Annotated in this window: 15 protein-coding genes; 9 read left to right on the forward strand and 6 right to left on the reverse strand. The window is 69.7% G+C overall.

Translation table 11 applies throughout. The annotated features are described in order from the left end of the window. Positions 1-69: 69 nt before the first annotated feature. Positions 70-1,017, forward strand: a complete 948-nt coding sequence (locus LOZ83_RS37330) for an ATP-binding cassette domain-containing protein (RefSeq protein WP_236796599.1) — start codon at positions 70-72, stop codon at positions 1,015-1,017. Continuing rightward, on the forward strand, positions 1,014-1,793 hold the full coding sequence (locus LOZ83_RS37335) for an ABC transporter permease (protein WP_236796600.1): 780 nt from the start codon (positions 1,014-1,016) through the stop codon (positions 1,791-1,793). The genes LOZ83_RS37330 and LOZ83_RS37335 overlap by 4 nt, the downstream gene beginning before the upstream one ends. Here the strand turns inward: LOZ83_RS37335 and LOZ83_RS37340 are convergent. Then, positions 1,771-4,812: a BTAD domain-containing putative transcriptional regulator gene (locus LOZ83_RS37340; protein ID WP_236796601.1), complete on the reverse strand. Its 3,042-nt coding sequence runs from the start codon at positions 4,810-4,812 to the stop codon at positions 1,771-1,773. The genes LOZ83_RS37335 and LOZ83_RS37340 overlap by 23 nt on opposite strands. A 160-nt stretch (positions 4,813-4,972) precedes the next feature. On the opposite strand from LOZ83_RS37340, the gene LOZ83_RS37345 reads away from it, so the two are divergent. Further along, positions 4,973-5,458, forward strand: a complete 486-nt coding sequence (locus LOZ83_RS37345; RefSeq protein ID WP_236796602.1) for a LuxR C-terminal-related transcriptional regulator — start codon at positions 4,973-4,975, stop codon at positions 5,456-5,458. 34 nt (positions 5,459-5,492) lie between these two features. On the opposite strand, the gene valS is transcribed toward LOZ83_RS37345, so the two are convergent. Further along, positions 5,493-8,033 (reverse strand): valine--tRNA ligase, encoded by a 2,541-nt coding sequence (valS, locus tag LOZ83_RS37350; RefSeq protein WP_236796603.1) that lies wholly within the window; start codon positions 8,031-8,033, stop codon positions 5,493-5,495. Positions 8,034-8,236: 203 nt separating this feature from the next. On the opposite strand from valS, the gene LOZ83_RS37355 reads away from it, so the two are divergent. The 5 genes from LOZ83_RS37355 to hisC are packed head-to-tail and all read left to right on the forward strand — an operon-like array spanning position 8,237 to position 12,266. After that, positions 8,237-9,199, forward strand: coding sequence for a thiamine pyrophosphate-dependent enzyme (locus LOZ83_RS37355; RefSeq protein ID WP_236796604.1), 963 nt, complete (start codon positions 8,237-8,239; stop codon positions 9,197-9,199). Next, positions 9,192-10,181 (forward strand): alpha-ketoacid dehydrogenase subunit beta, encoded by a 990-nt coding sequence (locus LOZ83_RS37360; protein WP_236796605.1) that lies wholly within the window; start codon positions 9,192-9,194, stop codon positions 10,179-10,181. The genes LOZ83_RS37355 and LOZ83_RS37360 overlap by 8 nt, the downstream gene beginning before the upstream one ends. Beyond that, positions 10,174-10,497, forward strand: a complete 324-nt coding sequence (locus LOZ83_RS37365) for a biotin/lipoyl-containing protein (RefSeq protein WP_236796606.1) — start codon at positions 10,174-10,176, stop codon at positions 10,495-10,497. Before LOZ83_RS37360 ends, LOZ83_RS37365 begins: the two co-directional genes overlap by 8 nt. Continuing rightward, positions 10,498-11,115, forward strand: coding sequence for an alpha/beta fold hydrolase (locus LOZ83_RS37370; RefSeq protein WP_236796607.1), 618 nt, complete (start codon positions 10,498-10,500; stop codon positions 11,113-11,115). It abuts the gene before it with no gap. A gap of 2 nt (positions 11,116-11,117) precedes the next feature. After that, positions 11,118-12,266 carry a histidinol-phosphate transaminase gene (hisC, locus tag LOZ83_RS37375; RefSeq protein ID WP_236796608.1) on the forward strand — a complete coding sequence of 383 codons (1,149 nt, stop codon included), beginning with the start codon at positions 11,118-11,120 and terminating at the stop codon, positions 12,264-12,266. On the opposite strand, the gene lysA is transcribed toward hisC, so the two are convergent. Next, positions 12,152-13,438 (reverse strand): diaminopimelate decarboxylase, encoded by a 1,287-nt coding sequence (gene lysA, locus LOZ83_RS37380; RefSeq protein ID WP_236796609.1) that lies wholly within the window; start codon positions 13,436-13,438, stop codon positions 12,152-12,154. The genes hisC and lysA overlap by 115 nt on opposite strands. Before the next feature lie 119 nt (positions 13,439-13,557). On the opposite strand from lysA, the gene LOZ83_RS37385 reads away from it, so the two are divergent. Continuing rightward, positions 13,558-14,061, forward strand: a complete 504-nt coding sequence (locus tag LOZ83_RS37385) for an OsmC family protein (RefSeq protein WP_236796610.1) — start codon at positions 13,558-13,560, stop codon at positions 14,059-14,061. A 41-nt stretch (positions 14,062-14,102) separates the two neighbouring features. On the opposite strand, the gene LOZ83_RS37390 is transcribed toward LOZ83_RS37385, so the two are convergent. From LOZ83_RS37390 to LOZ83_RS37400, 3 genes are read right to left on the reverse strand one after another with little or no spacing between them, the layout of a single operon-like run. After that, a complete protein-coding gene (locus tag LOZ83_RS37390; protein WP_236796611.1) occupies positions 14,103-14,504 on the reverse strand; it encodes a VOC family protein in 402 nt (133 codons plus the stop codon). 59 nt (positions 14,505-14,563) lie between these two features. Beyond that, positions 14,564-15,184: an HNH endonuclease family protein gene (locus LOZ83_RS37395; RefSeq protein WP_374202769.1), complete on the reverse strand. Its 621-nt coding sequence runs from the start codon at positions 15,182-15,184 to the stop codon at positions 14,564-14,566. Further along, the gene (locus LOZ83_RS37400) at positions 15,184-16,461 is read right to left on the reverse strand and encodes an MFS transporter (protein ID WP_236796612.1); all 1,278 of its coding nucleotides are present in this window, start codon (positions 16,459-16,461) and stop codon (positions 15,184-15,186) included. The genes LOZ83_RS37395 and LOZ83_RS37400 overlap by 1 nt, the downstream gene beginning before the upstream one ends. Between the last annotated feature and the right edge of the window lie 22 nt (positions 16,462-16,483).

Genomic DNA, 16,483 nt, shown 5'->3' on the forward strand with positions numbered 1-16,483 from the left:
ACCAGGCACGATACCGCCTGAAACCGCCGTGAAACCGTGGCGAAGGCGGGGCCCGCCAGGCTTCGGGGCATGTCATCCACAGCGAACGGACCAGCCATCGAGGCGGCCGGGCTCAGGAAGGCGTTCGGGGATCACGTGGTGCTCGACGGCATCGATCTGCAGGTTCCCCAGGGGACGATCTTCTCACTGCTCGGGCCGAACGGGGCCGGCAAAACCACCACCGTGCACATCCTGTCCACGCTCATCGGATCCGACGGGGGCCGGGTCCGGGTCGGGGGCCACGATCCGGCCACCGAGCCCGACGGCGTCCGCGCGGCGATCGGGGTCACGGGGCAGTTCTCCGCCGTCGACGGGTTGCTCACCGGCGAGGAGAACCTCCTCCTGATGGCCGATCTGCACCATCTCGGCCGCCGGACGGGCAAGCAGCGCGCGGCCGGACTCCTGGAGCAGTTCGACCTCGTCGAGGCCGCCCGCAAGACCGCCGCCACCTACTCCGGTGGCATGAAACGGCGGCTCGACCTCGCGATGAGCCTCATCGGCGAACCACGGATCATCTTCCTCGACGAACCGACCACCGGCCTCGATCCACGCAGCCGCCGCACGATGTGGCAGATCATCCGCGACCTGGTGAACCGCGGCGTGACCATCTTCCTCACCACCCAGTACCTCGACGAGGCCGACGAGCTGGCCAACCGGATCGCCGTGCTGGACAACGGAAAGATCGTCGCCGAGGGCACGCCGGCCGAGCTGAAGGGGCAGATCCCCGGCGGCCACATCGCACTGCGCTTCACCGACGCGCACGAGCTCGCCAAGGCCGTTCGCGAACTCGGCGGCCAGCGCGACGACGAGGCGCTCACGCTGCAGATTCCCGGCGACGGCGGGGTGAAGGCGCTGCGCGTGCTGCTCGACCGGCTCGACGCGGCCTCGATCGAGGTCGAGGAGCTGTCCGTGCACACACCCGATCTCGACGACGTTTTCCTTGCCCTCACCGGAACTTCGAAGGTGCCGACATCATGACGTACGCACTGACCGATTCGGCGACGATGCTGCGCCGGAACCTCAAGCGCATGCTCCGCTACCCGAGCATGACCGTCCAACTCGCGGGCATGCCGGTGCTCTTCCTGCTGCTGTTCGTGTACGTCTTCGGCGGCACGCTCGGCAACGGCCTCGGCGGATCCGGCGGCCGCGGTGCCTACGTCGACTACGTGGTGCCGGGGATCATGCTGATGTCCATCGGCCTCGCGGCGACCGGCACCGCGGTCTCCGTCGCGATGGACATGACCGAGGGGATCATCGCCCGCTTCCGCACGATGGCCATCTCGCGCGGCTCGGTGCTGACCGGGCACGTGGTCGGCAGCACGATCCAGACGCTGATCAGCCTGGTCGTGCTGCTCGCGGTGGCACTGCTGATCGGCTTCCGGCCCACCGCGTCCCCGCTCGAATGGCTGGCGGCGATCGGCGTGATCGTGCTGATCACGTTCGCGCTCACCTGGCTCTCGGTCGCGCTCGGCCTGGTGGCCAAGACGGTGGAAAGCGCCAGCAACATGCCGATGCCGCTGACCTTCCTGCCGTTCCTCGGCAGCGGGTTCGTGCCGACCGATTCGATGCCGGACGGGTTGCGCCAGTTCGCCGAGTACCAGCCGTTCACGCCGTTCATCGAAACCATCCGGGGCCTGCTGCTCGGCACGCCGATCGGCAACAGCGCGATCATGGCCGTCGGCTGGGCCGTGGCGATCGCGGTATTCGGCTACCTCTGGGCGATGAAGTTGTTCAACCGCGATCCCGCACGGTAGCCAGCGCGACGGCGTGAAGTTCCGCCGCACCGAGGCCGGCGTACGACGACACCGCGTCGTCGTACGCCGGTTTGTCGGCTTGTTCGGCGGCCTCTCGGGCCCGCACCAGCGACATCGTCGGCTGGAACTGGCGCAGGTAGCGCAGCCGTTCGGCCAGCGCGATGAGCCGCGCGCCCGGGGCGGTCCGGTCGAGCGCGAGGTCCGCCATGCCGAGCGCCAGGAAAAGCGCGCCGCACAGGGGAAATCCGGTCAGGTACGACGGCTGGGCGAGGTCCAGACCACTGAGCAACGACGACAACTCGCCTGGCAGGTCGCGCACGACGTCCTCGACGAGATCGAGCCGGCCCAGCCGCGCGTGCGCGACCACCATCACGGACTTGACCTCCAACTCCCACGGCGTCCGGCCCGGCTCGGCCTGCTCGACCGGCACCTCCACCCTGGTCGCGGCCAGCGCCCGCCGCCACGACGCGAGTCCGGAGTCGATCTCACCGCGCGCGAGTGCCAGCTCGGCCCGGACAGCGAGGTCGAAAGAGTGGTAGGCGAACCGCTCGTCGGTGATACCGGGCGGCGCGCCGTCGAACCAGCGCTCCGCGTCGGCGACCGAACCGGCCTGCAGGGACACCAGCGCCATCGACCACCGGAAGCCCGGTTCGTCCACCCACACGCCCAGCTCAACCTGCAGATCCCAGGCCTTTCGCAGGTACGGCAACGCTTCCGCGCCCTCACCGAGGTGCATGTGGATCTCGCCGAGCCGGAACAGCGCGATGATCCGCATCCAGGGGTACTCGGCCGTGTCGAAGACCTCGAACGTCCGCTGGGCCGCGACGCGTGCACCCGGCAGGTCGCCGGTGTTCTCCAGCAGATAACTGAACACCGCGTTCGCGTAGCCCGCGAGCAGGGGTTCCGGGCTGTCGCACAGTTCGGCCAGCCGGTCGATCCGGATGAGCGCGGCGGCCGCGGCCCGGATCAGCGTGTCCGGTGGCGCGGGCGGAAGCTTGTGCAGGACCAGCAGCGTGCGCATCGCACGCGGGCCGTGCAGGGTGAACGCGTACGCGGTGCACAGGGCCGCCGCCGTCCGCGTGACCTCGACGAATTCGGGCGCCGGACGGTAGTGCGACAGGACGTGACCGACGCCCCCGAGGAACGTCATCATCCGCAGGTAGTTCGTCTCGAACGTCCACAGCACGACGATCACCGCGACGACGGCGGCGACCGTGTCACCGTCTTCCCGATCGAGCGCGTACCGCAGTGCCTGCACGAGGTTGTCCTGCTCGGCACGGATCAATCCGGTCGTCGCCCCGGGGTCGGGGCCGAGCGGGCCGTCGTAGTGCGCGAGCCCGAATTCCCTTGCCCAGCCGAGGAAATCGTCGATGGCCCGGTCGTCCGTGCGCTGGGCGGCGCTGAACTCGCGCACGGTTTCGAGCATCCGGAAGCGAGTGCCCGTCGGCGTTTCCACGACCTTCAGCAGCGACTGGTCGACCAGTTCGTCCACACTCGCGCCGACACGCAGCGCGGCGTCGGCGGTGAACCCGTCGGGGAACACCGACAGCGCGCGCATCGCGTCGCGCCCGCTCGGGTCGAGGAGGTGCCAGCTCCACTCGACGACGGCTTGCAGCGTGCGATGTCGTTCGGGGGCGTCGCGCGCGCCGCCGCGCAACAAGGCGAAGCGGTCGTTGAGCCGGCGGCCGATCTCGGCGATCGACATCGTCCGGACCCGCGCGGCGGCCAGTTCGACCGCGAGCGGTAGGCCGTCGAGATGGCGGCAAAGCTCCTCGACGGTGTCCGAGGGAAGGTCCGCACCCGGCCGCGCGGCACGGGCGCGCTGCGTGAACAGCTCGACCGACGTCGGCAGGTCCAGCTCCGGCAGGAGGTACCCGGATTCCGAGGAAAGCCCCAGCGGGGCCCGGGTCGTGGTCAGTATCCGCAGGTCGCGGGTCATGGACACGAGCGCGCGCACGAGATCCGCGACGCCGGTGACGACGTGCTCGCAGTTGTCGAGCACCAGCAGCGCGGGGCCGGCGACCTGCGCGATCCCGGCGACGACGCCCGCCGTGACCAGCCGGGTTTCACCGACGCCGAGCACCGACGCGACCTCGCCCGCGACGTCCTCGTCGCGCGAAACTCCGGCGAGGGCAACGAAATGCACGACGCGTTGGTCGGCCTCCCGGGCGACCGCGTGCGCGAGCCGGGTCTTGCCGAGGCCGCCGGGTCCGACGACCGACACGACCCGCGCCGCGCGCAGCAGGCCGAGGACCGCGGCGACGTCGTCTTCGCGGCCGAGGAGCGGGTTGGGCTCGTGCTGGATGCCGTGCCGGACCGAGGGTTGCAGCAACCGCTGGTGGAGGGTTTGCAGGTCGGGACCCGGATCGGTGCCGAGCTCGTCACGCAGCGCGCGGCGGTACTGCTCGTATCTGGCCAGCGCGGCGGAATCGCCCGCGGTCGCCGCCTCGCTGCGAAGGAGTTCGAGCAGCACCTCCTCGTCACGCGGGCGGTCGCGGAAGACCTCGGTCAGCGCGTCGACGGCCTCGGCGTGCCGACCGAGGCGAGCCAGGGCGAGCGCGCGGGCCCGCCTCAGGGTCTGGTGCGCCGAGGCGCGTTCCGCGCGCAGCTCGGCGAGCGGGTCGTCACCGGTCTCGACCCCGCCTTCCCACAGCGCGAGGCCGGTTTCGGCCTGGCGCAAGGCCGCGGCGGGGTCCTGTTCTTGGGAGGCGGCCGACGCGTACCGCAGGACCGCGGCGGCGTCGACCTGGTCGTCGGTGAGGGACAGCCGGTACCCGGCCGGGGTGCGGACGATGATGTCCGGGCCGAGCTGGGCGCGGACCCGGGAGATGAGGATCTGCAGCGCCTTGGCCGGGTTCTCGGGCTTCTCGTCCGGCCACAGCCCGTCCACGAGGCGGGCCGTGCCGCAGCCCGTGTGCAGGTCGGCGGCCAGTAGCGCGAGCAGGTTCCGCAGGCGCGGACCGGTGATCTCCTGACCGCGAAACGCCACGCGGGACAGCAGGATCAACTCGGTGCTCACCGGATCAGGGTAATGGCTCGCCCGGCAACCGGGAATGCGGAACTCGCGCGGCGGGAACCGGGGACCCGCGGAGCGACTGTCCACTTCAGACCCGTTTGAGGGTCACCCGGACGGCTCGTACATGATCAACAAGGGTCGTCCGGCCGTTAGAGTCCGCGCGGTGATCGCACTCGGAGTGAGTTACCTCGGTGACCACGCCCATCACGAGCTGTTCGCGCGCTCGCTCGCGGCATCCGATTCTTCCTTGCGCTGGGCGGGTTCGGCGGCGGACGCGGATATCGTCCTGATCGACCGGCTGTCCACTGTGGTCAGTGGCGCGTTTCTGGTCAGCTGCCCGTTCGAAGAGCCGCCGGCAGCGCTTCCGGCGGGCATCCGCGGTGTCCTCAACTGCGCGGCCACGACGCCGGTGCAGTTGCTCGCGCTCGCGACGGAGATCAGCCAGGCGCTCGGCCCGCGCCTGACCCCGATCGAGATCGAGGTGCTGACCTGCGCCGCGGCCGGGATGACGATCGAGGACACCGCCCAGCGCCTAGACCTCACCACGAGCGGCGGCCGGTCCATAATGGACTCCGCCAGGCGCAAGCTCGGCGCCCGCACCCGCGCGAACGCCGTCGCACTCGCATTCCGCCACGGGCTGGTGCGCTGAAAGCGCTGTCAGCACACCAGCCGCGTCCCCGCGGTCACACCTCCGCGAGCTGGACCTCGATGCGCAGTTCCTCGCCGTCCGGTGAGAACTCCAGCGCCTCGACGTTGCCGGCCGCGCGGAGGTCGCCGCCGATCGAGGTGAGTGTCTCGACCTGGCCGGCCGGGCCGGCGATCCGCACCGTCTCGACCGGGGAGCGCATCGAGCGCTTCGCGTCGCTCTTCGCCTTGCGGATCGCGCTGATCGCGGTGCTGGCCAAGGTGATCACGTCCGCGTCGGAGTCGACGCCCGCCGGCACCGGCCAGTTCGCGGTGTGCACCGACGAGTCGTGCCACCACGACCACGCCTCTTCCGTGCTGTACGGCACGAACGGCGCGAACAACCGCTGCAAGGAGGAAAGCGCTTTCCGCAACGCGAGCCGGGCCGACTGCGTCGCCGCGCCGCCCTCCTCGTCGTACGCCCGCTGCTTGATCAGCTCCAGGTAGTCGTCGCAGAAGAACCAGAAGAACCGCTCGATCCGCTCGAGCGCGGTGGTGTACTCGAACGCCTCCAGCGCCTCGGTCGCGGTCCGGATGACATCGTCCAAAGCGGACAGCATCGCCTCGTCGAGCGCTTCGGTGATCCGCGCGTCCGCGGACGGCTCCGGGAAGCTCAGCGCGAACTTGCTGGCGTTCAACAACTTCGTCGCCAGCCGGCGGCCGATCTTCATCTGCCCCTGGTCGAACGCCGTGTCCGTGCCGGGACGGCCGTTCGCGGCCCAGTACCGGACCGCGTCCGGGCTGAACTCCTCCAAGAGCCCCACCGGGGTGACGACGTTGCCCTTGGACTTGCTCATCTTCTTGCGGTCCGGGTCGAGGATCCAGCCTGACAGCGCCGCGTGGTACCAGGGCAGCGAGCCGTTCTCCAGCTGCGCGCGCAGCACGGTCGCGAACAGCCAGGTGCGGATGATGTCGTGCGCCTGCGGGCGCAGGTCCATCGGGAACGTCTGCGCGAACAACTCCTCGTCCTCCTCCCAGCCGCACGCGATCTGCGGCGTGAGCGAGGACGTGGCCCAGGTGTCCATGATGTCCGGGTCGCCGGTGAAGCCGCCGGGCTGGTTGCGCTGCTCGGCGGTGTACCCGGGCGGGGTGTCCGACGACGGGTCGATCGGCAGGATGTCCTCGCCCGGCAGGATCGGCGCGGAGTAGTCCGGCTCGCCGGAGGAGTCCACCGGGTACCACAGCGGGAACGGCACGCCGAAGAACCGCTGGCGGCTGACCAGCCAGTCACCGTTGAGACCGCGCACCCAGTCGTCGTAGCGGGCCTTCATGTACGCCGGGTGCCACTGCAGCTCGGCGCCACGCTCCAGCATGACGTCCTGGTGCTCGATCGACTTGATGAACCACTGCCGGCTGGACACGATCTCCAGCGGCTTGTCGCCCTTTTCGTAGAACTTGACCGGGCGCACGGTCTTCTTCGGCTCGCCGTCGAGATCGCCGGACTCGCGCAGCATGACGACGACCCGTTCGCGGGCGGTGTGCACGGTCGCGCCGACCAGCTCCGCGTACGCCTTGCGGCCCGCCTCGCCGTCCAGCCCCGCAGGCGCGTCGGCGAGGATCCGGCCGTCGCGGCCGATGATCGTGCGCGTCGGCAGCTTCAGCTCACGCCACCACTGCACGTCGGTCAGGTCACCGAAGGTGCAGCACATCGCGATCCCGGCGCCGCGGTCCATCTCGGCGGCCGGATGCGCGACCACCGGCACCTCGACCCCGAACACCGGCGAGGTCACGGTGGAACCGAACAGGTCCTGGTAACGCTCGTCGTCCGGGTGCGCGATCAGCGCGACACACGCCGGCAACAGCTCCGGCCGGGTGGTCTCGATGTACACCGGCTCGCCGCCGGGCTTGTGGAACGCGATCCGGTGCCAGGCGCCGGCGAACTCGCGGTCCTCCAGCTCGGCCTGCGCGACGGCGGTGCGGAACCCGACATCCCACAGCGTCGGCGCCTCGGCCTGGTACGCCTCGCCGCGACCGAGCAGCCGCAGGAAGGCGCGCTGCGACACGCGCTGGGCATGCTGCCCGATCGTGGTGTACGTGCGCGACCAGTCCACCGACAGGCCGAGCCGCTTCCAGGTCTGCTCGAAGGCCTTCTCGTCCTCGGCGGTCAGCAGCTCGCACAGCTCGATGAAGTTGCGGCGCGACAGGTTCTGGACCGGTCGCTCGCCCTTCTTCACCATCGGCTCCGGCGCGACGAAGTCCGGGTCGTAGGGCAGCGACGGCTCGCAGCGGACGCCGTAGTAGTTCTGCACCCGGCGCTCGGTGGGCAGGCCGTTGTCGTCCCAGCCCATCGGGTAGAACACCTGCTTGCCGCGCATCCGCTGGAAACGGGCGACGATGTCGGTGTGCGTGTAGGAGAAGACGTGGCCTACGTGCAGGGAACCGCTGACGGTCGGCGGCGGTGTGTCAATGGAGAACACCGCGGCTCGCGTACCAGGAGCGCGGAACCGGTAGACACCGGTCTGCTCCCACTGGTCCGCCCACTTGGCATCCAGACCGTCCAGCACTGGCCGGTCGGGCACGTTCGGCGTGGTCTCGGACACGCGTTCTGCCACCTCATCAAGAAAGTTGCGCTGTAGTTGATTTGCGTACAGCTTAACGGGGCAAGTTCTGGAGCAAGTTGCGCCGTAGTTGATTCTGGCAACTTGTCCAGTCATTGCTACCGATCACTGGCCAGATTGGGCAGATTGGCCAGCGAAATCGAGCACTCTTGCCAGCCGCATCGGCTTCCCAGCAGTCTTTCTGTATGGATCTCACCGAGCTGCACCGCCTCATGCTGGTGGCACGCCGGATCGACGAGGAGGCGATCGCCCTGCAGCGCCAGGGCGCGCTTCCCGGCTACGCGCCGACGAAGGGGCAGGAGGCGGCGCAGGTGGGCAGCGCCGCGGCGCTCGAAAAGACCCGTGACTTCGCCTTCCCCAACTACCGTGACCTGGGCGTGGCCGTGGCGATGGGGGTCGACCTGGTCGGCTACCTCGCCACGCACCTGGGCACCTGGCACGGCGGGCTGTACGACCCGGCCGCCTCGCGGCTCGCGCCGTTCAACGCGGTCGTCGGCGGCACGGTGACGCATGCGGTCGGCTGGGCGATGGGCGCGAAGCTCGACGACACCGGCGGGGTCGCGATCACCTACTTCGGTGACGGCGCCAGCTCGCAGGGCGACGTGCACGAGGCGATGAACTTCGCCGCGGTGTACCGGCTGCCGGTGGTGTTCTTCTGCCAGAACAACGGCTGGGCGATCTCGGTGCCCACCGAACGGCAGGTCGCGGGCGGGTCCGTCGCCGCACGCGCCGCTGGGTACGGGATGGAAGGCGTCCAGGTCGACGGCAACGACGTGCTCGCGGTGGTCGAGGCGACTCGCGAAGCGGTCGAGCGCGGTCGCGCGGGCGGCGGGCCGACGGTGATCGAGGCGATGACCTACCGGATGGGGCCACACTCCACTTCGGACGATCCCGGCCGGTACCGCACGCTCGAAGAGGAACAGGCGTGGGCGGAGAAGGATCCGGTCGCCCGCGCGGCCGCCCAACTGCCGCCCGAGGTGGTGGCCGACGCCGAACGTCATGCCGCGGAGGTCGTCCGCGAGGTCCGCGAAGGCGTGCTCGCGCTGGGCGACCGGCCCGGCGAGGAGCTGTTCTCGTTCGTCTACCGCGAGCCGACGAAGGCTCTGCTCGACCAGCAGCGCACCTGGCAGGAGTCGGCCGATGTCTGAGTTTTCCTTGCAGCAAGCCCTGAATCTCGCGTTGCGGCACGCGTGCGAGGACGACGACCGGGTGCTGATCTTCGGTGAGGACGTCGGCAGGCTCGGCGGCGTGTTCCGGGTGACCGACGGCCTGCAGGCGAAATTCGGCGAGCAGCGCGTGTTCGACACGCCGCTCGCCGAGTCCGGGATCATGGGCATGGCGGTCGGGCTCGCGATGGCCGGCTGGCGGCCGGTGCCGGAAATCCAGTTCGACGGGTTCAGCTATCCCGCGGTCGACCAGATCGTGAACCAGGTCGCGCGGATGCACTACCGCAGCCGCGGCACGCTGCCCATGCCGATCACCTTGCGGCTGCCCAGTTTCGGCGGTATCCGCGCGCCGGAGCACCACAGCGAGAGCATGGAGGCGTTGTTCGCGCACGTGCCCGGGCTCAAGGTGGTCTCGCCGTCGTCGCCGGCCGAGGGCTACCACCTGCTGCGCCAGTCGATCGCCGACCCGGACCCGGTGATCTTCATGGAACCGAAATCCCGGTACTGGCAACGGGAATCCTTCGACCCGGACGCGCCGGCCGAGCAGCTTCCGGTGGGCACGAGCCGCATTGTGCGGCCCGGCAAGCATGCGACGCTGATCGCCTGGGGCGCCATGGTTTCGCGCTGCCTGCAGGTCGCCGAACTGGCCGCGGAGGACGGTGTCGAACTGGAGGTGCTGGACCTGCGCTGGCTCAAGCCGATCGACGCCGACGGGCTCGCCGAGTCGGTCTCGCGAACCCGCCGCGCCGTGGTCGTGCACGAGGCGCCGCTCACCGCGGGCCTCGGCGCCGAAGTGTCCACTGTGGTCACCGAACGTTGCTTCGACACGTTGCGCGCACCCGTCCAGCGGGTCACCGGGTTCGACGTGCCGTACCCGTCGGGCGCGCTCGAAGACGAGTACCTGCCGAGCATCGACCGGATCCTGACCGCCGTCCAGACCACTTTGGAGTATCGCCGTGGCTGAAGTGACCGTTCCCCTGCCCGACCTCGGTGAGGGCCTGATCGGCGCGAAGGTGCTGGAGTGGCTGGTCGCCGAGGGCGACTGGGTCGAGCGCAACACGCCGCTGGTAGAGGTGGAGACGACCAAGTCCGCGGTGGAACTGCCGTCGCCGCAGTCGGGCCGGGTCACCCGCCTGCATGTCGAGGCCGACGAGGAGCTGGCGGTCGGCGAGCCGCTCGTCACGTTCACCGTCGACGACGACCAGGCCGGTATCGTCGGCACGGTGCCGGCGGAGAAGAAGCCGTCCCGGCGGGTCCGCCTGTCCCTGCCGGAGGACTGAATGTTCGCCACCGCCGCCGACGGCACGAAGCTCTGGTACGAGCACGCACCCGGCCCGGCGCCGGTGTTGCTGCTGCACGGATTCGCGTCCGACAGTCGTCGCACGTGGGGTGACACGGGCTGGCTGCGCGCACTCGGCGAACTCGGCTACGTGACGATGGATCTGCGTGGCCACGGGCAGAGCGACAAGCCCGTCACCGGCTACTCGCCGGACGGCCTCGCCCAGGACGCGATCGCCGTCCTCGACGCCGCCGGATTGTCCACTGTGGATGTCGTGTCGTATTCGATGGGCGGGATCGTCGCGTGGCAGCTGGCGAAACTCGGGCGGGTCCGGCGAATGGTGCTGGGCGGGATCGGATCAAAGCCCGCCGCACGCGAGGACCTGCTGCTGGTACAGGAAAAGCTGGGCGGCGAGGATCTCTCCGCCTGCGTCGACGGAATGGCGGGGAGCCGGATCGAGGGCACCGCACCGGTGCCGGTGCTGTTCGCCGCCGGGGATGACGACGAGTTCGCGGCCGGCGCGCCCGAACCATTCGTGTCCTTGGGCAAGCGCCACCACTTCAACGCCGTATCGAGCAGGGCCTTCAAACAGGCCGCACTGGAATTCTTCGGGAGCTGATCATGTATCCGCGTATCCGTGCCGCGCTCGACGACGTGCCGGCCTATGTCCCCGGACAATCCGCCGCGGGGCTGGTGAAGCTGTCCAGTAACGAAAATCCGTTCCCACCGCTGCCCGGCGTGCTGGAGCGGGCGACCGCCGCGGCGGCGACGCTGCACCGGTACCCGGATCTCGCCGCGACCGAGCTGACCGGAGAGCTCTCGGAATTCCTTTCCGTGCCAACGGATTTCATCGCGGTCGGCACCGGGAGCGTCGGTGTGCTCCAGCAGATCGTGCAGTCGGTCGCCTCGGTGGGCGACGAAGTCCTGTATCCGTGGCGGTCGTTCGAGGCGTACCCGATCACCACGCGGATCGCGGGCGCTTCGGTCGTCGAGGTACCGCTCGACGCGGAATCCCGGCTCGATCTGAAAGCGCTTACCAACGCGGTGACCGAGCGGACCACGCTGGTTTTGGTGTGCTCGCCCAACAATCCGACCGGGCCCGCCGTCCGGCGGGACGAGTTCGCGGCGCTGCTCGCGCGGGTGCCCGAGGACGTGCTCGTCGTGCTGGACGAGGCCTACGTCGAATTCGTCCGCGACCCCGACGCCGTCAACGGACTGGACTTCCTTGCCGCACACCCGAATCTGTGCCTGCTGCGGACGTTCTCGAAAGCGTACGGGCTGGCCGGGCTCCGGGTCGGCTACGCGATCGCGCATCCCCCGGTCACGGCGGCGATCCGCAAATGCGCGGTGCCGTTCGGGGTGTCGTCAATCGCGCAGCTCGCCGCGATCGAGTCGCTGCACAGCCAGGATGCGATGCGCGAACGGGTCGACGCGGTCGTCGCGGAACGGACGCGCGTGCGCGACGCGCTGCTCGCGCAAGGCTGGCCGGTCCCGGAGACCGAGGCGAACTTCGTCTGGCTGCCCACGGGCGCCCGGACGATGGAGTTCGCGGCGGACTGCCGGCAGTCCGGGCTCCTCGTCCGCCCGTTCGACGACGACGGGTGCCGGGTCAGCATCGGCGAACCCGCGGAGAACGACCTGTTCCTCGCGGCCGCTCAGGCCGGCATCAGGTCGCGGCGCAGCAGGTCCTCCTCGGTTTCGCGGCGGACGAGCTCCCGCACGATTCCGTCGCAGACACCGACCAGCGGCGGGCGGCCGACCAAGTTGTAGTTGGACGCAAGGGCGTAGTGGTACGCGCCGGTGACCGGCACCGCGAGCAGATCGCCGGCGCGCACGTCATCGGGCAACTGCACGTCGCGCGCGAGGACGTCGCCCGCTTCGCAATGCCGGCCGACGACGGTGACCGTGTGGCGCGGCGCGCGTGAATGGCGGCCGACGAGGCGGGCGGTGTAGCGGGCGCCGTACAGGGCGGGGCGCGGGTTGTCGCTCATCCCGCCGTCCACGGCAATGAAGCCGGGCTTGACCGCGGCCACCCGGTAAACCGTGACCCCGGCGTTCGCGACCAGCGCGCGCCCGGGCTCGATCATCAGGCGGGGCACCGGAATCCGGTTGTGCTCGCACTCGTAGCCGAGCGCGGCGTGCACCCGGTTCGCGAAACCGGTGAGGTCGAACGGCTGCTCGCCAGGGACGTAGGGCGCCGCGAAGCCGCCGCCGAGATCGAGCTGTTCGATCGGCAGGCCGAGCCCGATCACGCGGCGGACGGCCTCCTCGTACACCGACACGCAGGTGATCTGCGAGCCGAGGTGGCAGTGCAGGCCCGCCAGCCGCAGCCCAGCTTCCTCGACCCGCCGCACCGCCTCGGGGACCGCGTCCAGGGAGAAGCCGAACTTCTGGCCCTCGACCCCGGTCGTGATGGCGGGGTGGGTGTGCGCGTCGACGCCCGGCGTGACGCGGATCAGCACCCGCTGCCCGGGGACCAGCTGGGCGATCTCGTCGAACGAGTCGAGCACGATCCGGCCCACGCCGTAGGACAGCGCGGCTTTGATGTCCTCGGCGGTCTTCACGTTGCCGTGCAAGACAATCCGGTCGGCGGGGAAGCCGGCCTTGCGGGCCGCGGCCAGCTCACCGGCCGAGCACACGTCCAGCGACAGGCCCTCCTCGGCAAGCCAGCGGAACACCGAGCCGCACGGCAGCGACTTGCCCGCGAACACCACCTCGGCCTCGGGCAGGGCGTGCCGGAACGCGCGGGCCCGCGCGCGGACCTCGGTCTCGTCGAGCAACTGAAAGGGGGTACCGAAGCGGGCGGCCAGCCTGGTCAGGGGAACACCGCCGATCTCCAGATCCCCCTGGGGCAGCAGCTTCGTGCCGGCCGGCCACAGATGTTTTTCCAACGGCGGCTCCGCACAGGCGCCGACGCTCGGCAACAGCTCAACCAATGTCATGGCCTCACGATCGGCCACGCCCGACGCCGGGAAGTGGGACGCGGACGCGATCATGACACCCGAGATGGGGCTTATTGCCGGGATTTTGACGGTTCGGTGATGTCGGTCATGCTGGCGGCATGGACAGCACAGAACTGCGGCAGCTGCAGGCGCCGCTGAAGGACCGGTACCGGGAGACCCCGGAAACCGCCGTGGTCACCATGAAATCCGAGGCCGACCTGTCCGGCACCGCGGTGTCGTGCAAGGTGCGGACGGGTCAGGCGCTGGTCGAGGCCGGTCTGCACCCGGCGGCCGGCGGCGACGGCACGCTGGCCTGCTCGGGCGACATGCTGCTGGACGCGCTGGTGGCGTGCGCCGGCGTGACCCTGCGCGCCGTCGCGACTTCGCTCGGCGTCGAGGTGCGCGGCGGCATCGTCCACGCCGAAGGCGATCTGGACTTCCGCGGCACACTCGGCGTGGACAAGCTCGCGCCGGTGGGCTTCCGCGCGATCCGGCTGGCCTTCGAGCTGGACACCGACGCGGGCGCCGAGCAGCTCGCGACGCTCGAGAAGCTGACCGAGCGCTATTGCGTGGTCTTCCAGACCCTGCGCAACGCGACCGAGATCAGCACGAACTTCGGGTGACGGAGGCGACCCTCCCCCTGCGAAGGCCGCCTCCGCGGGGTTCACCGCACCTGCGTCGCGTCCATGTACACGGCTTCCCAGGCGTGACCGTCGAGGTCGTGGAAGCTGCGGCTGTACATGAAGTCCATCTCGATGGGCGGCTTCGCCACCGTGCCACCGGCCGCGAGCGCCTTGTCGACCAGCTGGTCGACCTCGTCGCGGGTGTCGGCGCTCAGCGCGTTGATCACCTCGATGCCGCGCGCCGCGTCGATGATGGTCTTGCCGGTGAAGGTTGCGAAGAACGGCTCGGTCAGCAACATCACGTAGATCTCCTCGCTGATCACCACACAGCCGCCGTTGTCGTCGGTGAACTTCGGGTTCACCGAGTAGCCCAGCTCCGTGTAGAAGTGCAGCGATTTGGTCAGGTCCTTGACCGCCAGGTTGACGAAGATCTTCGTGGACATCAGGGGTCTCCTTCGTTGTAGGTAGTGGAGAGACCCCCGCTGTCCGCGAAACTCATCGGTCAGCAGTAGTTGAGCATGTCCGTCAGCGCCGCCTTCTCCGCGTCGGTGACGGTCAGCTGGTAGTAGTGCTTGACCGTGATCCAGTCCGTCGCATAGGTGCACCAGTCCGATTTGAGCCCCGGGCGCCACTCGTCGGGCGCCCGGTCACCCTTGGCCTGGTTGACGTTGTCCGTAACGGCGCGCAGCTGCGGGCGGACGAGATCGTTCGCGAACTCCTTGCGGTGCTCGGTGGTCCACGAGGCCGCGCCGCTTTCCCAGGCCTGGCCCAGCGGAACGGTGTGATCGATGTCCACATCGGACGCTTTGGTCCAGGTGCCACCGTCGTACGGGCTGTGCCAGGTGCCCGACGTCGGGCGGCACTCCTTGTCCGTCGTGACGTCCTGGCCGTCGCGCTTCAGCACCGTCTCGCGGGTGTCACAGGCTCCCGAAACCGTTGCCCAGTGCGGAAACTTCTCACGCGAGTAACCGCCCATCCCGCTGCGCGGCTTGATCACCAGTTCCGCCAGCTGCGCGCCCGCGGGCGCCGCGTTCGCCGGCGGCGCCTGCGTTTTCAGCATCCCCGGCTGGCAGGCCGACACCAGCACCGTCACCGCGACCAGCGGCAACCAGGTCTTCTTCACTACGCACCCTTCGGGGCTCGGACCGGGAGCACGGCGGCCAGCCCGGCGATGAGAACGACGACGATTCCGGCCATGCCCGCGCGCTGCGTGCCGAACAGGCCGATGAAACCGCTGAACATGAGCGGCCCGAGGAACGACACCGCGCGCCCGGTGGTCGCGTACAAGCCGAACGCCTCGCCTTCGCGTTCGGGCGCGACGATGCGGGCCAGGAACGTCCGGCTCGCGGACTGCGCCGGGCCGACGAACGCGGCGAGCGCGAGCCCGCACACCCAGAACGTCGCCTTCCCCGGCAGCACCGAAAGCGCGATGCCGAGCACGACGAGTGCCGCCAGTGACGCGACGATGACGGTCTTGGGCCCGATGCGGTCGTCCAGCCGGCCGCCGAGCAACGCGCCGAGGCCGGCCGTGAGGTTGGCCGCGATCGCGAAGATCACCACCTCGCTGGCGCTGAACCCGAACGTGCCGGCCGCGACGACGCCACCGAACGTGAAGATCGCCGCGAGGCCGTCGCGGTAGAGCGCGCTCGCGATCAGGAACCACAGCGTGTGCCGTTCGGTGCGCCACATGTGCGCGAGTCGTTTGGCGAGCACGACGTAGCTCGCGAAGAAGTTGCGGCGGACCGGCTCGCCGGACGCGGGCGCCTCCGGCACGAACAGGAACAGCGGCAAGGCGAACAGGGCGAACCACACCGCGGAGAAGAGCGCTACGACGCGGATGTTCAGTCCGCCTTGCGAGGTGACGCCGAACAGCCCGATGTCGGGCTGGACGAACGCGAACAGCACGATCGTGAGCGCGATCAGGCCGCCGAAATACCCCATGGACCAGCCGAAACCGGAGATCCGGCCGACATTCTGGCGGGTCGAGACCTGCACCAGCATCGCGTTGTAGTTGACGCCCGCGAACTCGACGAACACGCTGCCGACCGAGATCAGCACGATGCCCAGCAGGAGATACGACGGGCTGTCACGGACGAAGAACAGCCCGACCATGCTCAGCACGACGATCACCGTGTGCACGCCGAGCCAGAGCTTGCGGCGGCCGCCGGCGTCGCTGCGCTGGCCGGTGACGGGCGCGAGCAGCGCGATCGCGACGCCCGCGATGGTCAGCCCCACCCCGAGGTCCGCGGAACCGCTGTCCGGGTCCGGCGCGACGGCTTTCGTGAGGTAGACGGTGAAGACGAAGGTGAGAATGATGGCGTTGAAGGCCGACGAGCCCCAGTCCCAGAACGCCCAGCTGATCACCCGGCGCCGGCTCGGCGCTTTCTCGGCTGTGGTCACGGCGAAATAAGACCTCACGGCC

This window comes from Amycolatopsis sp. GM8 (assembly GCF_021653975.1).
In the GTDB taxonomy this organism is placed as follows: Bacteria; Actinomycetota; Actinomycetes; order Mycobacteriales; family Pseudonocardiaceae; genus Amycolatopsis_E.

Coding starts and splice junctions, on each gene's coding strand:
- lysA (WP_236796609.1), bottom strand. CDS start 13,438: ATGACATTGGTTGAGCTGTTGCCGAGCGTCGGCGCCTGTGCGGAGCCG.
- LOZ83_RS37360 (WP_236796605.1), top strand. CDS start 9,192: ATGTCTGAGTTTTCCTTGCAGCAAGCCCTGAATCTCGCGTTGCGGCAC.
- LOZ83_RS37385 (WP_236796610.1), top strand. CDS start 13,558: ATGGACAGCACAGAACTGCGGCAGCTGCAGGCGCCGCTGAAGGACCGG.
- LOZ83_RS37330 (WP_236796599.1), top strand. CDS start 70: ATGTCATCCACAGCGAACGGACCAGCCATCGAGGCGGCCGGGCTCAGG.
- LOZ83_RS37335 (WP_236796600.1), top strand. CDS start 1,014: ATGACGTACGCACTGACCGATTCGGCGACGATGCTGCGCCGGAACCTC.
- LOZ83_RS37390 (WP_236796611.1), bottom strand. CDS start 14,504: ATGTCCACGAAGATCTTCGTCAACCTGGCGGTCAAGGACCTGACCAAA.
- LOZ83_RS37355 (WP_236796604.1), top strand. CDS start 8,237: ATGGATCTCACCGAGCTGCACCGCCTCATGCTGGTGGCACGCCGGATC.
- LOZ83_RS37370 (WP_236796607.1), top strand. CDS start 10,498: ATGTTCGCCACCGCCGCCGACGGCACGAAGCTCTGGTACGAGCACGCA.
- hisC (WP_236796608.1), top strand. CDS start 11,118: ATGTATCCGCGTATCCGTGCCGCGCTCGACGACGTGCCGGCCTATGTC.